Source organism: Stenotrophomonas sp. NPDC077421 (genome assembly GCF_049545505.1).
In the GTDB taxonomy this organism is placed as follows: domain Bacteria; phylum Pseudomonadota; class Gammaproteobacteria; order Xanthomonadales; family Xanthomonadaceae; genus Stenotrophomonas; species Stenotrophomonas nematodicola.
Map to the genome: position 1 here is coordinate 45,842 of NZ_JBMWDP010000027.1, position 16,902 is coordinate 62,743.

Sequence of the window (16,902 nt, forward strand, 5' to 3'; positions counted from 1 at the left end):
CATGGGATGAGACCGGTGCTGCCTACCGTGTCGGCATGGAAACGATACGCAAGCTGGCGATCCTGGCCGATGCCGCCAAGTACGACGCCTCCTGTGCCTCCAGTGGCGCAGGCAGGCGCGACTCGCGCACGTCCGGCGGCATCGGCAGCACCGAAGGTGCCGGCATCTGCCACAGCTACACGCCGGATGGCCGCTGCGTCTCGCTGCTGAAGATCCTGCTCACCAACTTCTGCATCTACGACTGCGCGTACTGCGTGAACCGTGTGTCCAGCAACGTGCCGCGCGCACGCTTCAGCGTGGCTGAAGTGGTGGCGTTGACGATGGACTTCTACAAGCGCAACTACATCGAAGGCCTGTTCCTCTCCAGCGGCATCATCCGCAATGCCGACTACACGATGGAACAGATGGTGGAGGTGGCACGCGTGCTGCGCGAGGAGCACCGCTTTGCCGGCTACATCCACCTCAAGACCATTCCCGAGGCGTCGCCGGAACTGCTGGCCGCAGCCGGCCGGCATGCCGACCGCCTGTCGATCAACATCGAGCTGCCGACCGAAACCGGACTGGCCAGTTTCGCCCCGGAAAAATCACTCCCGTCCATCCGCGGGGCAATGGGCGAACTGCGCTGGCGCATCGACGAAGCCAAGCAGGCCAAGGCCGACAGCGATGCCGGCAGCGCCACGGTGTCGTCGCCGCTTGCGGCCACGCCGCTCAAGCGTGCCGGGGCCAGGCGCGCCCGCCCACCGCGCTTCGCCCCGGCCGGGCAGAGCACGCAGATGATCGTCGGTGCCGACGGTGCCAGCGACCAGCAGATTCTCAGCGCTGCCGACAACCTGTATGGCAACTACCGGATGCGCCGGGTGTACTACTCCGCCTTCAGCCCGATTCCCGATGCCAGCCGCCTGCTGCCGCTGCAGGCACCACCACTGGCACGCGAACACCGCCTGTACCAGGCCGACTGGCTGCTGCGCTTCTACGGCTACGCGGTGGAGGAGATCACCGACACCACCCAGGGCGGCATGCTGGATCTGGATATCGACCCCAAGATGGCCTGGGCGATCCGCCACCCCGAGCGCTTCCCGGTCGATCTCAACGTGGCCTCCAAGGACATGCTGCTGCGCGTGCCCGGGCTGGGCGTACGCAACGTGAAACGGGTGCTGATGGCACGGCGTCACGGCCGCCTGCGTGTGGCCGACGTGGCGCGTCTGCGCGCGCCGATGCGCACGCTGCTGCCGTTCGTTCAACTGGCCGACCATCACCCGCGACGCGCACTGGACAACCCGGCCGCCCTGCGCGCGCGCCTGGCACCGCCGCCGCGGCAGGCGTCGCTGTTCCCCGACGCGGCCACGCAGTGAGATGACGCGCTGGAGTGCGCGGGTGGATCCGGTGTGGTCGCTGCCGGCCTGGCGCGACACCGCGCGGCGGGCACTGCAGCACCGCGTTGCACCGGCACAGCTCGACTGGCTGGAGGCCGGCGAGGCCTCGCTGCTGGATGCGCCGGCGGTGGCCAGCCTGCCCGCGCCGGCCGCCGACAGCGCCGCCATTGCCGTGCCGCAGGCGTTCCTCGACCTGGCGTCCACCTGCCTGTGCCACCGCGACCCGCAGCGGCTCCCGCTGCTGTACCGCATGCTGTGGCGCATCGTGCACGGCGAGCGCGGGCTGCTCACCAACCCGGCCGACCCGGATGTGCTCCGCGCGATGGCGCTGGCCCAGGCGGTGCGCCGCGACAGCCACAAGATGAAGGCCTTCGTGCGCTTTCGCGAAGTGCCGGGCGAAGACAATGCGTTCATTGCCTGGTTCGAACCGGAGCACCACATCGTGGACCGCGTTGCGCCGTTTTTCGCGCGACGCTTCGCCGGTATGCGCTGGGCGATCCTGACCCCGGCACGCAGCGTGCAGTGGGATGGCCACGTACTCGCCTTCGGCCCCGGCGCACGGCAGCAGGATGCACCGCGCGAGGATGCGCGCGAAGCGCTGTGGCGTACCTACTACGCCAACATCTTCAACCCGGCCCGGCTCAACACGCGGATGATGCAGCAGGAGATGCCGACGCGGTACTGGAAGCATCTGCCCGAAGCGGCGCTGCTGCCCGGCCTGGTGCGCGACGCCGGCGACCGGGTGCAGGAAATGCATGACCGCCAGGCGCAGGCGCCGACACGCCGCATCCCGCAGCGGGCCCCGGCGGCACCCTCCGCGCCAACCGGCCTGGAGGGGCTGCGCGAGGCGGCCACGCATTGTCGACGCTGCCCGCTATGGGAGCCGGCCACCCGGACCGTGTTCGGCCAGGGCCCCGCGGACGCCCGGATCATGCTGGTGGGCGAGCAGCCGGGGGACGCCGAAGACCTGAGCGGGCATCCGTTCGTGGGGCCGGCCGGTCAGCTGCTCGACCGCGCGCTGCGCGAGGTGGGCATCGACCGCCACACGCTGTACCTGACCAACGCGGTCAAGCATTTCCGTTTCGAGCGGCGCGGCAAGCGGCGCATCCACACCCCTCCGCAGGTCACGCACATCACCGCCTGCCGCGACTGGCTGATGGGCGAGATCGAGAACGTCCGCCCCCAGGTGATCGTGTGCCTGGGCGCGACTGCGGCAAGCGCCGTATTCGGTGCCGGCTTCACACTGAAGGAGCACCGCGGCCGCTGGCATTCATTGGACGATGGCACGCGCGCCTTCGCCACGGTGCACCCGGCGTGGGTGCTGCGACAGGGCGAGGGAGAGGCGCGGGAGGCGGCCTATCGGCTGTTGCTGGAGGACCTGCAACGGTTGGTCGACGACCATCCCGCCCGGTGACGCGCCAAGAGCGATGCCGGCCAGCGGTCGGCACCTTCCCGCGTGGCTGCCCGCTGGCGTCAGTGCGCCGCCATGTAGATGTCCTGCAGCACCGCCTTCTCCAGCTCCAGTTCGCTGAGCAGGTTCTTGACGATGTCGCCCAGGCTCAGGATGCCGACCAGCCTGGCGTCTTCGGTCACCATCAGATGGCGGTGCCGCGAGTAGGTCATCAACGCCATCGCCTGCTTCAGCGTTGCATCCGGCGCGATGCCTTCCAGACCTGCCGACGGCAACGTCGCGATGACCCGGCGCCCCGCCTGCGGGCCGTCATCGGCCAGGCAGCGCACGATGTCCTTCTCGGAAATGATCCTTACCGGTGCATCGTCCTTCATCACCACCAGGGCGGCGATCTTGTGCGCGCTCATCTTGTGTGCGGCGGCACCGATGGTGTCGTCCACGTCGATGGTGACGATGGTCTGTTTCTTGGACTGCAGGAGTTCGCGGACGTTCATTCTTGTTTCCTGTTGCAGGTTACTGAAGTCGAGAGATGCGCCTGGTTGCAGCGAGGGAGGCGGCGTGTGCGCCCGGTCCTCGGTCATTCGATTCTACGGCCGCACGTTGGCCCGGGAGTTTGCATATCCGGGACAGTTCGTCGCTGAAAACGACTGACGACCTGAGAATGGCACCGCCGGGAAAACCGTCGCTGAATGCCATCGTCGGCCACCGCTAAAGTTCGCCCCACCGCGACCGGGGGGGGATGGGTGGGCCGGCGGGCAAAGTGACTTCCGGCATGTCGATCCGGTGACCGCCGGCACCTGCCCCGGTTGGGCCCGCTTTCTACAGTGGCGCTGTCTTCTTCAGATGGATGCCCGGCATGACCCGCTCCCTGTTCTTCCGCGGCCTGATCGCCGCCCTGCTGTCACTGACGGGCCTGGCCAGCGCCTCGGCGGCTCCTTCCGCCACACTGCCGTTGCAGGTGTCCGCCGAGCGCGCCACCACGATGGATGTCTGGGTCCCGGCAGAGGTCCGCGGCGTGGTGCTGTTCTCCAGCGGCCACGGCGCATGGCCGGCACGCTATGACGCGTTGCTGCAATCCTGGTCGGACGCAGGCTTTGCCGTGGTGGCACCGCTGCACGTCGATTCGGTCAGGCACCCGGACCGGGCGCAGTTCTCCCTGCAGCAGGGCTTCAGCGAACGCCTCGTGGACATGCATGCGGCCAGCGCCTATGCCGCGGCGCGCTGGCCGCAGGTGCCGGTGGTGGCTGCCGGCCACAGCCTGGGGACGTTGATTTCGGCGATACTCGGGGGCGCGCTCGCCGACCTTGGCCCCCTGCGCGATCCCACCGTGGTGGCGGTGCTGGGCTACTCCTCGCCGGGCCGTATTCCGGGCCTGATCGGCCCGGATGCCTATGCCACACTGGCGGTGCCACTGCTGCTGATCACCGGCGACCAGGACCGGGTGCCGGGCTTCGTCACCGATCCGGTGGATCACCTGTATCCGGTGCAGACCGCACCGGCGGGCGACAAGACCGCGCTGGTGCTGTCAGGCGGCGACCACAATCTGATCGGCGCACAGGACGGCGCCCAGGTGCTTCGTGCCCGCGCCCTCGGCACCGCGTTCCTGCAGTCCCGGGTACTGGCCGACGATCAGGCGACGCAGCTGCTGGCGGCGCCGCCGCGCGACGGCGAGCAGTGGCTGCGCCGCTGAGTCGCGTCGTCGGCGGGCCACCACAGTCGACCGCTTATTCCACCGTCACGCTCTTGGCCAGATTGCGCGGCTTGTCCACGTCGGTGCCGCGCGCCAGCGCGGTGTGGTACGCCAGCAACTGCACCGGCAGGGTATGCACGATCGGGCTGAGCACACCGGCATGGCGCGGCGTGCGGATCACGTGCACGCCTTCGGACTCGACGAAGTTGCTGTCCTGGTCGGCGAACACGAACAGCTCCCCACCGCGGGCGCGCACTTCCTGCATGTTGGATTTGACCTTCTCCAGCAGGCTGTCGTTCGGCGCGATCACCACCACCGGCATATCTTCGTCCACCAGCGCCAGCGGCCCGTGCTTGAGCTCGCCCGCCGGATAGGCCTCGGCGTGGATGTAGGAGATTTCCTTGAGCTTGAGCGCGCCTTCGAGCGCGATCGGATAGTGCAGGCCACGGCCCAGGAACAGCGCATTGGGCTTGCGCGCGAAGCGCTCGGCCCAGGCCGCGATCTGCGGCTCCAGGTTCAACGCATGCTGCACGCTGCCCGGCAGGAAACGCAGCTGTTCGAGGTAGTCCGCTTCCTGCGCGGCATCCACGCGACCGTGCAGCTTGCCCAGCACCACGGTCAGCTGGAACAGCGCCGCCAACTGGGTGGTGAAGGCCTTGGTCGAGGCCACGCCGATCTCGGCGCCGGCGCGGGTATAGCAGACCAGTTCGCTGGCACGCGGAATCGCGCTTTCCGGCACGTTGCAGATCGACAGCGTATGCAGGTGCCCCAGCGACTTGGCGTACTTGAGCGCCTCCATCGTGTCCAGCGTTTCGCCGGACTGGGAAATGGTGACGATCAGGTGCTTGGGATTGGCGTACGCGGCGCGGTAACGGTACTCACTGGCGATCTCCACGCTGCACGGCAGGCCGGAGATGGCCTCGATCCAGTAGCGCGCCGTCAGGCCGGCGTAGTAGCTGGTGCCGCAGGCGATGATCTGCACGCCTTCGATACCCGACAGCACGGCCTCGGCGTTCTTGCCGAACAGCTCGGCCGGGAAACCACCGGCGTCGATCGCCGCCTCGATGGTGTCGCCCAATGCACGCGGCTGCTCGTGGATTTCCTTCTGCATGAAGTGACGGTACGGGCCGAGCTCCAGCGAGGCCAGCGACACGTCCGACAGGTGCACCTCGCGCGCGACCGGCTGGTCGCGGTCGTCGTACACCTGCACGCCATCGCGACGGATATCGGCGGTGTCACCTTCTTCCAGGAAGATCACCCGGCGCGTGGCCGAGATGACCGCCGACACGTCGGAGGCGACGAAGTTCTCGTCCTCCCCCAGGCCAACCAGCAGCGGGCAGCCCATGCGTGCACATACGAAGTGCTCCGGCTCGGCGCGGCTCATCACCGCCAGCGCGTAGGCACCGGTCAGTTCCTTGACCGTGCGCTGCAACGCCGACAGCAGGGTGTCGCCGTCCTTGAGGTGATGGTGCATCAGGTGCGCAATGACTTCGGTATCGGTCTGCGACTCGAAGGTGTAACCCAGCGCGATCAGTTTCTCGCGCTGTGCTTCATGATTTTCGATGATGCCGTTGTGGACCAGCGCCACCCCGTGGCTGATGTGCGGATGCGCGTTGGCTTCGGTCACCCCGCCGTGCGTGGCCCACCGGGTGTGGCCGATGCCCAGCATGGCATCGAAGCCCTCGCTGGCTGCTGCCTTCTCCATCTCCGCCACGCGCCCGGTGCGGCGCACGCGGCGTACGTCCGGCTGGGCGCCACGACCGTCGATGACGGCAATGCCGGAGGAATCGTAGCCGCGGTACTCCAGCCGCTTCAGTCCCTCGATGAGTACCGGTACCACGTCGCGATTGGCGATCGCTCCCACAATGCCGCACATATGATTCTGATCCCTGCCGTTGAGCCTCGCATTCTAGCGTGGCGTCCGTGTCCGCCACGCCGCTGTCCGCTTAACGAAAGTGTCCGCGCCGGTGTCCGCGGACAGGCGGACAGCCCGACCAGAAGTTCAAGCCATTGTTTTTATTGGGTTAAAAGTTGGCACGGAGTCTGCTCTCTCTTGAGCAACCCAACCGCGAACGAGCCCGATGATCCGCGACACTTCCGCCCAGGACCAGACTCTCTCCGTTGCCGGCACCCCTGCCCCCTGGAAGCGCTGGCTGTGGCCGGGGCTGGCCGCACTGGTGGTGCTGCTGGCCATCGGCTTTGCCGCACGGGCCTGGCTGGGTGCCAGCCGCTCCTTCGACAGCGCGCGGGTGCGCATCGCCGAGGTCAAGCGCGGCGACCTGGTCCGTGACATCGCCGCCGACGGCCGTGTGATCGCCGCCAACAGCCCGGTGCTGTACGCGATCTCGGCCGGTACGGTGAATCTGAAGGTGGTCGCCGGCGACGTGGTCAAGAAGGGCCAGGAACTGGCCGTGATCGACAGCCCGGAACTGCGCAGCAAACTGGCCCAGGAACAGGCCACGCTGGCCGGCCTGGAAGCCGAAGCCAGCCGCGCCACGCTCGACGCCACCCTGGCCCGCGCCAAGGCGCGCAAGGAAACCGACCAGGCCGCCATCGAGCGCCAGGCCGCCGACCGCGACCTGCAGCGCTACCAGCGCGGTTTTGACGGCGGCGCGGTGCCGCAGATCGACCTGGCCAAGGCCAACGACACCCTCAAGAAGGCCGACATCCAGCTGGCCAACGCGCAGACCGATGCGCGCCTGCAGAGCCAGGGCGCCGACCTCGACGCCCGCAACAAGCACCTGCTGGCCGAACGCCAGAAGGCGGTGGTGGCCGAAGTCCAGCGGCAGGTCGATGCCCTGACCCTGCGCGCACCGTTCGATGGCCAGGTCGGCCAGGTCCAGGCGACCCAGCACACCAATGTGATTGCCAATGCCCCGATCCTGGGCGTGGTCGACCTGTCGCGCTTCGAGATCGAGATCAAGGTGCCGGAGAGCTTCGCCCGCGACCTGGCGATCGGCATCCCGGCGCAGCTGACCAGCGGCAACGGCCAGCCGTTCCCGGGCGAGATCAGCGCGGTGTCGCCGGAGGTGGTGGCCGGCGAAGTCAACGCCCGCATCCGTTTCTCCGACAAGCAGCCGCAGGGTCTGCGCCAGAGCCAGCGGATGCAGGCGCGGGTGATGCTCGATACCCGCCGCAACGTGGTCAAGGTGGAACGCGGCCCGTTCGTCGAACAGGGCAACGGCAATGCCTACGTCATGGACGGCAGCACCGCCGTCCGCCGCCCGGTCAAGCTCGGTGTGAGCAGCCTGGGTGAAGTGGAAGTCCTCTCTGGCCTGCAGCCCGGCGATCGCGTCGTGGTGTCCGGCAGCGATCTGTTCGGCGATGCCGAAAAGGTCTCCATCAACTGATTCCCCAACACACGCCATCCTCAACGAACCGCAAAGGAAAACAGTCATGCTCGAGATGCGCTCGGTCGCCAAAGTGTTCCGCACCGAACAGGTGGAAACCCATGCCCTGCGGTCGCTGGACCTGCACGTCCGCGAAGGCGAGTTTGTCGCCGTGACCGGGCCCTCTGGGTCGGGCAAGACCACGTTCCTCAACATCGCCGGCCTGCTGGAGACCTTCACCAGCGGCACCTACCTGCTCGACGGACAGGACGTGAGCACGCTGGGCGATGACGCGCGCAGCCGCCTGCGCAACCAGAAGATCGGCTTCATCTTCCAGGGCTTCAACCTGATCTCCGACCTCAACCTGTTCGACAACGTGGACGTGCCGCTGCGCTACCGCGGCATGCCGGCCGCCGAACGCAGGCAGCGCATCGAGCATGCCCTGACGCAGGTGGGTCTGGGCTCGCGCATGAAGCACTACCCGGCCGAACTGTCCGGCGGCCAGCAGCAGCGTGCGGCCATCGCGCGCGCGCTGGCCGGCAGCCCCCGCCTGCTGCTGGCCGACGAACCGACCGGCAACCTCGACAGCCAGATGGCACGCGGCGTGATGGAGCTGCTGGAAGAGATCAATGCAGCCGGCACCACCATCGTCATGGTGACCCACGACCCCGAGCTGGCCGCGCGCGCGCAGCGCAACGTGCACATCGTGGACGGCCAGGCCACCGATCTGCTGCGCGATCCGGTGCTGGCCACCCCGCGCGTCGCCGTCGCTACCGCCAACGACTGAGGCCACCATGCTCGCCTACTACTTCCGACTGGCACTGCGCAGCTTCCGGCGCAACCGCGTGCTGACCGCGCTCATGGTGCTCGCCATCGCGCTCGGCATCGGCGCCTCGATGACCACGTTGACGGTGTTCCATGTCCTGTCCGGCGACCCGATTCCGCACAAGAGCGACCGCCTGTTCTCGGTGCAGGTCGATCCGCGGACGATGCTGGGCTACCAGCCCGGCGAAGAGCCCGAAGACCAGATGACGCGCTTCGATGCCGAAGCACTGCTGCGCGAACGCCAGGCCAAGCACCAGGCGGTGATGACCGGCGGCGGGGTCACGATCGAACCGGACAAGGCCGCGCTGCGTCCTTTCGATACCGATGCGCGCTACACCTCCAACGACTTCTTTGCGATGTTTGACACGCCCTTCCTGTATGGCCGCGCATGGTCGGCCAATGAGGATGAGGGCCGTGGCCGCGTGGCGGTGATCTCCCGCACGCTCAACCAGAAGCTGTTCGACGGGGCCGACAGCATCGGCAGGACCATCCGCATGGATGCCACGGCCTTCACCGTGGTCGGCGTGCTCGACGAATGGAATCCGAACCCGCATTTCTACGATCTGGAGACCGGCCGGTATGGCGGCAGCGAAGACGTCTATCTGCCGTTCTCCACGGCGATGGATCTCAAGCTCGGTCGCAACGGCAACATGAACTGCTGGGGCAACTCCAATGGCGATGAGACCGGGATCAATGCGCCGTGCACGTGGCTGCAGTACTGGGTCGAGCTGCCCTCGGCCGGTGATGCCGATGACTACCGGGCCTACCTGAACAACTATTCCGCGCAGCAGAAGGCCGCCGGTCGCTTCCAGCGCCCGCCGAACGTCCGCCTGCGCAACGTCATGGAATGGCTGGACTACAAGCAGGTGGTCCCCAGCGATGTGCGGCTGCAGCTTTGGCTTGCGATGGGCTTCCTGCTGGTCTGCCTGATCAATACCGTCGGCCTGCTGCTGGCCAAGTTCCTGCGTCGCAGCGGCGAGATCGGCGTGCGCCGTGCTCTGGGTGCCAGCCGCGCGCAGATCTTCCTGCAGTCGCTGGTCGAAGCCGGCACGGTTGGCTTGGCCGGCGGTGTGCTCGGCCTCGGGCTGGCCGCGCTCGGCCTGTATGCGGTACGCCAGCAGCCGGTGGAGTACGCCAAGCTGGCCACGCTGGATGGACAGATGCTGCTGCTGACCTTCGCGCTGACCCTGGTGGCCAGCCTGCTGGCCGGCTTCCTGCCTGCGCTGCGCGCCATGCAGGTCGCCCCCGCCATCCAACTCAAAACGCAGTAAGGATCCGGAGCACATGATGGATATCCGCCCCATTCTCACCACACTGCGCCGGCACAAGACCGCCGCCGCCCTGATCGTGCTGGAGATCGCGCTGACCTGCGCGATTGTCTGCAACGCGCTGTTCCTGATCGGGCAACGCATCGAGACCATCAACCAACCCAGCGGCATCGCCGAGGATGAACTGGTGGAAGTGCGCCTCGGCGGCATCGGCAAGCAGGTCAACGTCGAGGCGCGTACCCGCGAAGACCTGGCCGCGCTGCAGAGCGTGCCGGGCGTCAAGAGCGTAGTGGCCATCAACCAGCTGCCGTTCCGGAACAACTCCTGGAACACCAGCCTGTCGCGCGTTCCCGACCAGGAGCGCCCCACGCTCAACGCGTCGCAGTACTTTGCCCGGGAAGGGACGGTCGACACGCTTGGCCTGGAACTGATCGCCGGCACCGATTTCCAGCCCGGCGAGTATCGCGAGTACCAGGACGTGGTCAGCGATCCGACCACAGAAACCACGGGCAGCTCGGTGATTCTGACCAAGTCTGCCGCCGACAAGCTGTATCCGGATGGCGATGCGCTCGGCAAGACGATCTACAGCGGCCGCTCCCCGCTGCGCGTTACCGGCGTGGTCAAGGAGCTGGGCCGCCCGACCCGGGTCAACGGCGATACGCATGACTCGATGCTGCTGCCGGTGCGCATGTCCTACGACATGGGCTTCTACCTGATCCGCGTCACCGACCCGGCACGACGCGACGAAGTGATCAAGGCTGCCGTCGCCGCACTGGAACGGGTCGATTCAAGCCGACTGGTGCGGGCCAAGGTCACCTATCAGGAGCAGCGCGAAAAGTATTTCGCCAACGACCGTGCGATGGTGGGCCTGCTCATCACCGTGTGCGTCGCGCTGCTGGTGGTGACCGCCCTGGGCATCGTCGGTCTGGCCAGCTTCTGGGTGCAGCAGCGCACCAAGCAGATCGGCATCCGTCGTGCCCTGGGCGCGACCCGCAGCCAGATCCTGCGCTACTTCCAGACAGAGAACTTCCTGCTGGCCACGGTGGGCATCGTGCTCGGCATGCTGATGGCCTACACGATCAATCTGTACCTGATGAACAACTACGAGCTGCCGCGCATGCCCCTCAGCTACCTGCCGATCGGCGCGGTGCTGCTGTGGCTGCTGGGCCAGATCGCCGTCTTCGGCCCGGCACGCCGCGCCGCCGCCGTTCCCCCTGCCGTTGCCACCCGGAGTGCCTGAGATGCGCCAGACCCGAATCGCGCCCCTGCTGCTGAGCCTTCTGCTGGCCAGCGCCCCGGCGGTGGCCGCCGCCCAGACCGAGACCGCGCGCCTGGAGTGGCGCGATACCGACCACCATCTGGTGGTGGATGCCAGCAACGGCATCGTGCGCGTCACCACCACCGAACCGGATGGCTACTTCGGCGTCCGCAGCGGCGACCGGATTCTGCGTGTGGACGGCAGGCCGGTGCGGCGGATCGACGATGTGAGCGAGGTGCTGGCCCGCAGCAGCCGCACCCGGTTGCCGGTGACGGTGCTGCGCCGCGGCAGCGAGGCCACCGTGGAGGTCAATACCGCCGCGTGGCGCAACGTGGTGCCTGTCGATGCACCGGCACCGCCGGCACCGCCTCCGCCGCCCAGCCCGCGCGGCTGAGGTGGCCCGCGCCGGGCCGTCTGCACGTTGGCCCGGCGCTCCGGTACTCTTGATCCCACTTACCGGCCCCCGATGACGCATGCCTTCGATTCTGATCATTGACGACAACGCCAGCGTCGGCACCGCGCTGGAGGTGCTGTTCTCCCTGCACGACATCGATGCGCTGCATGCGCTGTCGCCCGAGGCCGGGTTGGCCCTGCTGGAACAGCAGCCGGTCGACCTGGTGATCCAGGACATGAACTTCACCGAGGACACCACCTCCGGTGAGGAAGGCGAAGCGCTGTTCGAGCAGATACGCGCCCGCCATCCGGATCTGCCGGTGATCCTGCTCACTGCCTGGACGCACCTCAGCAGTGCGGTGGACCTGGTCAAGGCCGGCGCGGCCGACTACCTGGCCAAGCCGTGGGACGACCGCAAGCTGCTGACCACGGTCAACAATCTGCTGGAGCTGTCCGAGACCCGGCGCGAGCTGGACCGCCGCCGCGAGCGTGAACTGCGCGACCGCTCGGCGCTGGAAGCCCGTTATGACCTGCGCGGAGCGGTGGTGGCCGACCCGGCCAGCGAGCGCGTGGTCAATCTGGCCTGCCAGGTGGCCCGCTCGGCACTGCCGGTGCTGATCACCGGCCCGAACGGCGCCGGCAAAGAGAAGATTGCCGAGATCATCCAGGCCAATTCGCTGGTCGCCAAGGGCCCGTTCGTCGCGCTCAACTGCGGCGCGATTCCGTCCGAGCTGATCGAGGCCGAACTGTTCGGTGCCGAAGCGGGTGCCTACACCGGCGCCAACAAAGCGCGTGAAGGCAAGTTCGAGGCCGCCGACGGCGGCACGTTGTTCCTGGACGAGATCGGCAACCTGTCACTGGGCGGGCAGATGAAGCTGCTGCGCGTGCTTGAGACCGGGCGCTTCGAGCGACTGGGCTCCAACCGCGAACGCCAGGTCAAGGTGCGTGTGATCAGCGCCACCAACGCCGACCTGCCGGCCATGATCCGCGACGGCCAGTTCCGCGAGGATCTGTACTACCGCCTCAATACCGTCGAGCTGGCGCTGCCGCCGTTGGCCGAGCGACCCGGCGACATCCTGCCCCTGGCCGAGCGTTTCCTGGACAGTGGCAAGCCGTTGTCCACGGCGGCAGCCACCGCGCTGCAGCGGCACGGCTGGCCGGGCAACGTGCGTGAGCTGCGCAACGTGCTGCAACGCGCCGGCCTGCTGGCAATGGGCCCACGTATCGAGGTGGGTGATCTCAATCTGCCACGCGCCGCGGCGCCCCGCGCCGCCAGTCCAACGGTGGATCCGGATCGCAGCCGGATCGAAGCGGCATTGGCCCACAACCACGGCATCATCGCCCAGACCGCTGCCGAACTCGGGCTCAGCCGCCAGGCGCTGTACCGGCGCATGGACCGTTACGGCATCCCGCGCGAATGAAGCGGCGCTCATTCACCTTACGGCTGTTCCTGCGCCTGCTGCCGGTGCTTGCCCTGGCTGCCGCATTCCCGTGGTACCTGGCGTTCTGGCTGGACCACGGCTGGGCGGTCACCGCGATTTCCATCGTGGTGCTGTTGTCGCTGATGTGGTGGAGCCTGCGCCGCGCGACCGCACCGGTGCGTTCGCTGCTGCGCGCGCTGTCCGGCACCACCAGCAGCTACCGCGACGGCGAGTACAACTTCAGCGTGTACTGGCCCGGCAACGACGAGCTGGGGGACCTGGTGCAGGCGCACCGCGACCTGGGCGACGTGCTGCGTGAGCAGCGCCAGGGCCTGGTCCAGCGCGAGCTGCTGCTGGACACGATGGTGCAGAACACCCCCGTATCGATGCTGCTGCTGGCCAATGGCGGCGACGGCGTGCAGCGCGTGGTGTTCTCCAACCTGGCCGCACGCAAGCTGCTGCACCACGGCTGGAAACTGGAAGGCCAGCGCATGCAGGACGTGCTGGAGACCATGCCGGTGGAACTGCGCGACGCCATCCAGCGTGGCGGCGACAGTCTGTTCGCGGTCCGCGAAGAGGAAGGCGACGAGGACGACGAGCAGGTCTATCACCTGTCGCGGCGCAACTTCCATCTCAACGGCCGTCCGCACGATCTTCTGCTGATCCGCCTGCTCACCGCCGAGCTGCGCCGGCAGGAAGTGCAGACCTGGAAGAAGGTGATCCGCGTCATCAGCCACGAGCTCAACAACTCGCTGGCGCCGATCGCCTCGTTGGCGCACTCCGGCGGCGAACTGGTCCGGCGTGGCAAGACCGAACGGCTGGAAGAAGTGTTCGCCACCATCGAAGAGCGCGCTGGGCATCTGGAGGGGTTCATCCGGGGCTACGCACGCTTCGCCAAGCTGCCGCAACCGCAGTTGCAGAACGTGCAGTGGCTGCAGTTCCTGACCAGCCTCCAACACCAGATTCCGTTCCGCATGGAGGCCATTGCCGACGATCTGCACAGCCGGGTGGACATCGCCCAGTTGGGCCAGGCGCTGCTCAACCTGCTCAAGAACGCGCACGAAGCCTGCAGCGAAGCCGAACCGCCCAACGACGATGTCGAGCTGCGGCTGACCCGCCTGCCGCAGTGGGTGCGGCTGGAAGTCCTGGACCGCGGCAAGGGCATGAACGAGGCGGTGCTGCAGAACGCGCTGATGCCGTTCTACTCGACCAAGCGCAACGGCACCGGCCTGGGCCTGGCGCTCACGCGCGAGATCGTCGAGGCACACGGCGGCCGCATCTCGCTGCAGAACCGCCGCGAAGGCGGTCTGTGCGTGGCGGTTTTCCTGCCGGTGTAATCGCCGGCAGGGGGAGACGCGCGTTGGGCGTCGCGCCTTACCGCTTCACCGGCCGCTTCCATCCATCAATGGTCTCCTGGCGCGCACGCGCCACGGTCAGCTTGCCCTCGGGGGCGGTTCGGGTGATCACCGAACCGGCCGCGATGGTCGCGCCCTGCCCGATCTCCACCGGCGCCACCAGCGAACTGTTGGAGCCGATGAAGGCGTGGTCGCCGATGGTGGTCTGCGACTTGTTCACCCCATCGTAGTTGCAGGTGATGGTGCCGGCACCGATGTTGACCTTGCTGCCGATCACCGCATCGCCCAGATAGGTGAGGTGGTTGGCCTTGCTGCCCGCGCCCAGCACCACCTTCTTGGTCTCCACGAAATTGCCCACGTGCGTGCCTTCGGCGAGCACCGTGCCGGGACGCAGGCGCGCGAACGGGCCGATGTCGGCCGCGCCCTCGCTGACCACCCCGTCCAGGTCGCAATGCGGTTTGACCACGGTGCCGGCCGCGAGCGTGACGTCCTTGAGCCGGGTGAACGCGCCGATGCTGACGCCGTCACCCAGCACCACGTCGCCTTCCAGGATCACGTTGACGTCGATCTGCACATCGCTGCCCACGCGCACCGTGCCACGGATGTCCAGGCGCGCCGGGTCCAGCACTCGTGCGCCCTGCGCGCACAGCGCACGCACCGCGCGCAGCTGCCAGGCACGTTCGAGCTGGGACAGCTGCCACGGGTCGTTGGCGCCTTCGGCCTCCTGCGCGTCGTGCACAAACGCCATCTCCGCCGGGGTGTAGTCGCCGGCGGCCGCTGCGAACACGTCGGTGAGGTAGTACTCGCCCTGCGCGTTGGCGTTGGAGAGCTGGGACAGCCACCGACGCAGCGCGGTCGACTCGGCGGTGATGATGCCGGTATTGATGGTGCGGATGGCGCGCTGCTCGTCGTTGGCGTCCTTCTGTTCGACGATGGCGGCGACCTTGCCTTCGGCGTTGCGCACGATGCGGCCATACCCGGTGGGATTGGCGACTTCAGCCACCAGCACCGCCAGCCGTCCAGGCTGGGACAGCAGATGGCGCAGGGTGTCGGCGCGGATCAGCGGCACGTCGCCGTACAGCACCAGCACCGTGGCGGCGTCGGGCACGTCGGGCATCGCCTGCAACACCGCATGTCCGGTACCGAGTTGTCGGGACTGCTCGGCCCAGCGCAGGTCGGGCTGGTCGGCGAATGCACGCTGCACGGCCTCACCGCCGTGCCCGTAGACGACATGGATGGCGGCCGGCTGCAGGTCACGCGCCGCCTCGATCACGTGGGCGAGCATCGGTTGCCCGGCAATCGGCTGCAGCACTTTGGGCAGCGCCGACTTCATGCGCTTGCCGGCACCGGCGGCCAGGATGATCACGTGCAGGGGCTGGGTCATGGTCGATCGCGTTCCAGGGAATCGTAGAAGCGAATTCTAGTGCCACGCTCGTTAACATGTGGACTCCTTCCGCGCGGAACACTCCGTGAGCCTGATCCGCCAGGGCAGCAGCTATCTCGCCATCGGCCTGCTCCAGCTGGCACTGGACTGGGCGCTGTTCGTGGGCGCCACCGCGCTGGGCGTGCCCGCGGTACCGGGCAATCTGATCGGCCGCGTCGGCGGGATGCTGCTCGGCTTCTGGCTCAATGGCCGCTACACCTTTGCCGAGCAGGGTCGCCAGCGGCTCGGCTGGCGCCGCTTCGCGCGCTTCCTGGCCGTCTGGCTGCTGCTGACGGCGATCAGTACGGTGCTGGTGGCGCTGGTGGTCACCCACCTGGGCCTGCGCAACGCGTGGCTGGCCAAGCCGCTGGTCGAAGCGGCACTGGCGGCGGTGTCCTTCGTGCTGCTGCGGCACGTGGTCTACCGCTGACAAAAAAAAACGCCGGCAAGCCGGCGTTCTCCCTTCGCAGCGGGCGCCGTCGCGCCCTACCGCTTAGTGCTTCAGATTCTTGCGCAGGCGCTCGAGGGCCTGCAGCTGGGCGGTGACTTCGGCCAGACGCTGCTGGGCTTCGGCCACTTCCATCGCTTCGCCACGGTTGGCCAGGATGCGCTCGGCTTCTTCCTTGGCCTTGCGGACCGAGGCTTCGTCGATGTCCTGTGCGCGGATCGCGGTGTCGGCCAGCACGGTCACCACCTGCGGCTGCACTTCGAGGATGCCGCCGGAGATGGCGAAATCCAGCTGCTCGCCGCTCGGCGTGGTCACCACCACCTTGCCCGGCTTGAGGCGCGTGATCAGCGGGGCGTGCTTGGGCGCGATGCCCAGTTCGCCCAGCTCACCGGTGGCCACGACCAGGGTAGCCTCGCCACGGAAGATTTCCTGCTCGGCGCTGACGATGTCGCAACGGATGGTGCTCATGAAACTCTCTTCGCTAGGGGGCGGGTTGAACCCACCGCAGGTTTTCCGCAGCGGTGGGCCTGGGCCCACCCCGTGTCACGGTCGGAACGGGCCATGCCCGTTCCTGCCGCATCAGGCCTTCTCGGCCATCTTCTTGGCCTTCTCGACCGCTTCTTCGATGCTGCCGACCATGTAGAACGCCTGTTCCGGCAGGTGGTCGTATTCGCCATCGACGATGGCCTTGAAGCCACGGATGGTGTC

15 protein-coding genes are annotated in these 16,902 nt (G+C 67.6%); 11 read left to right on the top strand and 4 right to left on the bottom strand.

Annotated features, from left to right (window positions below; translation table 11 throughout):
• Nucleotides 1–35 precede the first annotated feature (35 nt).
• Nucleotides 36–1,352, top strand: a complete 1,317-nt coding sequence (locus ACPEH1_RS14495) for a putative DNA modification/repair radical SAM protein (protein ID WP_153164807.1) — start codon at nucleotides 36–38, stop codon at nucleotides 1,350–1,352.
• Nucleotide 1,353: 1 nt separating this feature from the next.
• Entirely contained in the window at nucleotides 1,354–2,787 is a 1,434-nt protein-coding gene (locus ACPEH1_RS14500) for a UdgX family uracil-DNA binding protein (RefSeq protein ID WP_423715975.1), read from the top strand.
• 59 nt (nucleotides 2,788–2,846) lie between these two features.
• Here ACPEH1_RS14500 and ACPEH1_RS14505 read toward each other — a convergent pair whose 3' ends face one another.
• Nucleotides 2,847–3,278, bottom strand: a complete 432-nt coding sequence (locus tag ACPEH1_RS14505) for a CBS domain-containing protein (RefSeq protein WP_017354865.1) — start codon at nucleotides 3,276–3,278, stop codon at nucleotides 2,847–2,849.
• 362 nt (nucleotides 3,279–3,640) lie between these two features.
• Between ACPEH1_RS14505 and ACPEH1_RS14510 the strand changes: the two genes are divergently transcribed.
• Complete coding sequence (locus ACPEH1_RS14510; protein WP_423715976.1) at nucleotides 3,641–4,474, top strand: serine aminopeptidase domain-containing protein; 834 nt, start codon at nucleotides 3,641–3,643, stop codon at nucleotides 4,472–4,474.
• A 34-nt stretch (nucleotides 4,475–4,508) separates the two neighbouring features.
• Here ACPEH1_RS14510 and glmS read toward each other — a convergent pair whose 3' ends face one another.
• Complete coding sequence (glmS, locus tag ACPEH1_RS14515; RefSeq protein WP_017354867.1) at nucleotides 4,509–6,350, bottom strand: glutamine--fructose-6-phosphate transaminase (isomerizing); 1,842 nt, start codon at nucleotides 6,348–6,350, stop codon at nucleotides 4,509–4,511.
• Between the two features lie 205 nt (nucleotides 6,351–6,555).
• Here glmS and ACPEH1_RS14520 point away from each other — a divergent pair, with 205 nt between their 5' ends.
• The 7 genes from ACPEH1_RS14520 (at nucleotide 6,556) to ACPEH1_RS14550 (ending at nucleotide 14,305) form a co-directional block, all read left to right on the top strand.
• Nucleotides 6,556–7,824 carry an efflux RND transporter periplasmic adaptor subunit gene (locus ACPEH1_RS14520; RefSeq protein WP_017354868.1) on the top strand — a complete coding sequence of 423 codons (1,269 nt, stop codon included), beginning with the start codon at nucleotides 6,556–6,558 and terminating at the stop codon, nucleotides 7,822–7,824.
• Between the two features lie 46 nt (nucleotides 7,825–7,870).
• Complete coding sequence (locus ACPEH1_RS14525; RefSeq protein WP_017354869.1) at nucleotides 7,871–8,590, top strand: ABC transporter ATP-binding protein; 720 nt, start codon at nucleotides 7,871–7,873, stop codon at nucleotides 8,588–8,590.
• Between the two features lie 7 nt (nucleotides 8,591–8,597).
• Nucleotides 8,598–9,899: an ABC transporter permease gene (locus ACPEH1_RS14530; RefSeq protein ID WP_136005227.1), complete on the top strand. Its 1,302-nt coding sequence runs from the start codon at nucleotides 8,598–8,600 to the stop codon at nucleotides 9,897–9,899.
• Nucleotides 9,900–9,915: 16 nt separating this feature from the next.
• Nucleotides 9,916–11,136 carry an ABC transporter permease gene (locus ACPEH1_RS14535; RefSeq protein ID WP_026070580.1) on the top strand — a complete coding sequence of 407 codons (1,221 nt, stop codon included), beginning with the start codon at nucleotides 9,916–9,918 and terminating at the stop codon, nucleotides 11,134–11,136.
• Nucleotide 11,137: 1 nt separating this feature from the next.
• Nucleotides 11,138–11,548, top strand: a complete 411-nt coding sequence (locus ACPEH1_RS14540; protein WP_153164809.1) for a PDZ domain-containing protein — start codon at nucleotides 11,138–11,140, stop codon at nucleotides 11,546–11,548.
• A 79-nt stretch (nucleotides 11,549–11,627) separates the two neighbouring features.
• Complete coding sequence (locus tag ACPEH1_RS14545) at nucleotides 11,628–12,968, top strand: sigma-54-dependent transcriptional regulator (RefSeq protein WP_017354873.1); 1,341 nt, start codon at nucleotides 11,628–11,630, stop codon at nucleotides 12,966–12,968.
• On the top strand, nucleotides 12,965–14,305 hold the full coding sequence (locus ACPEH1_RS14550; protein ID WP_423715977.1) for a sensor histidine kinase: 1,341 nt from the start codon (nucleotides 12,965–12,967) through the stop codon (nucleotides 14,303–14,305). Before ACPEH1_RS14545 ends, ACPEH1_RS14550 begins: the two co-directional genes overlap by 4 nt.
• A gap of 37 nt (nucleotides 14,306–14,342) precedes the next feature.
• Here ACPEH1_RS14550 and glmU read toward each other — a convergent pair whose 3' ends face one another.
• Nucleotides 14,343–15,707, bottom strand: coding sequence for a bifunctional UDP-N-acetylglucosamine diphosphorylase/glucosamine-1-phosphate N-acetyltransferase GlmU (glmU, locus tag ACPEH1_RS14555; RefSeq protein ID WP_017354875.1), 1,365 nt, complete (start codon nucleotides 15,705–15,707; stop codon nucleotides 14,343–14,345).
• 85 nt (nucleotides 15,708–15,792) lie between these two features.
• On the opposite strand from glmU, the gene ACPEH1_RS14560 reads away from it, so the two are divergent.
• Entirely contained in the window at nucleotides 15,793–16,176 is a 384-nt protein-coding gene (locus ACPEH1_RS14560) for a GtrA family protein (RefSeq protein ID WP_026070582.1), read from the top strand.
• 63 nt (nucleotides 16,177–16,239) lie between these two features.
• Here the strand turns inward: ACPEH1_RS14560 and ACPEH1_RS14565 are convergent, their stop codons facing one another.
• Nucleotides 16,240–16,662, bottom strand: a complete 423-nt coding sequence (locus ACPEH1_RS14565; protein ID WP_017354877.1) for a F0F1 ATP synthase subunit epsilon — start codon at nucleotides 16,660–16,662, stop codon at nucleotides 16,240–16,242.
• Between the last annotated feature and the right edge of the window lie 240 nt (nucleotides 16,663–16,902).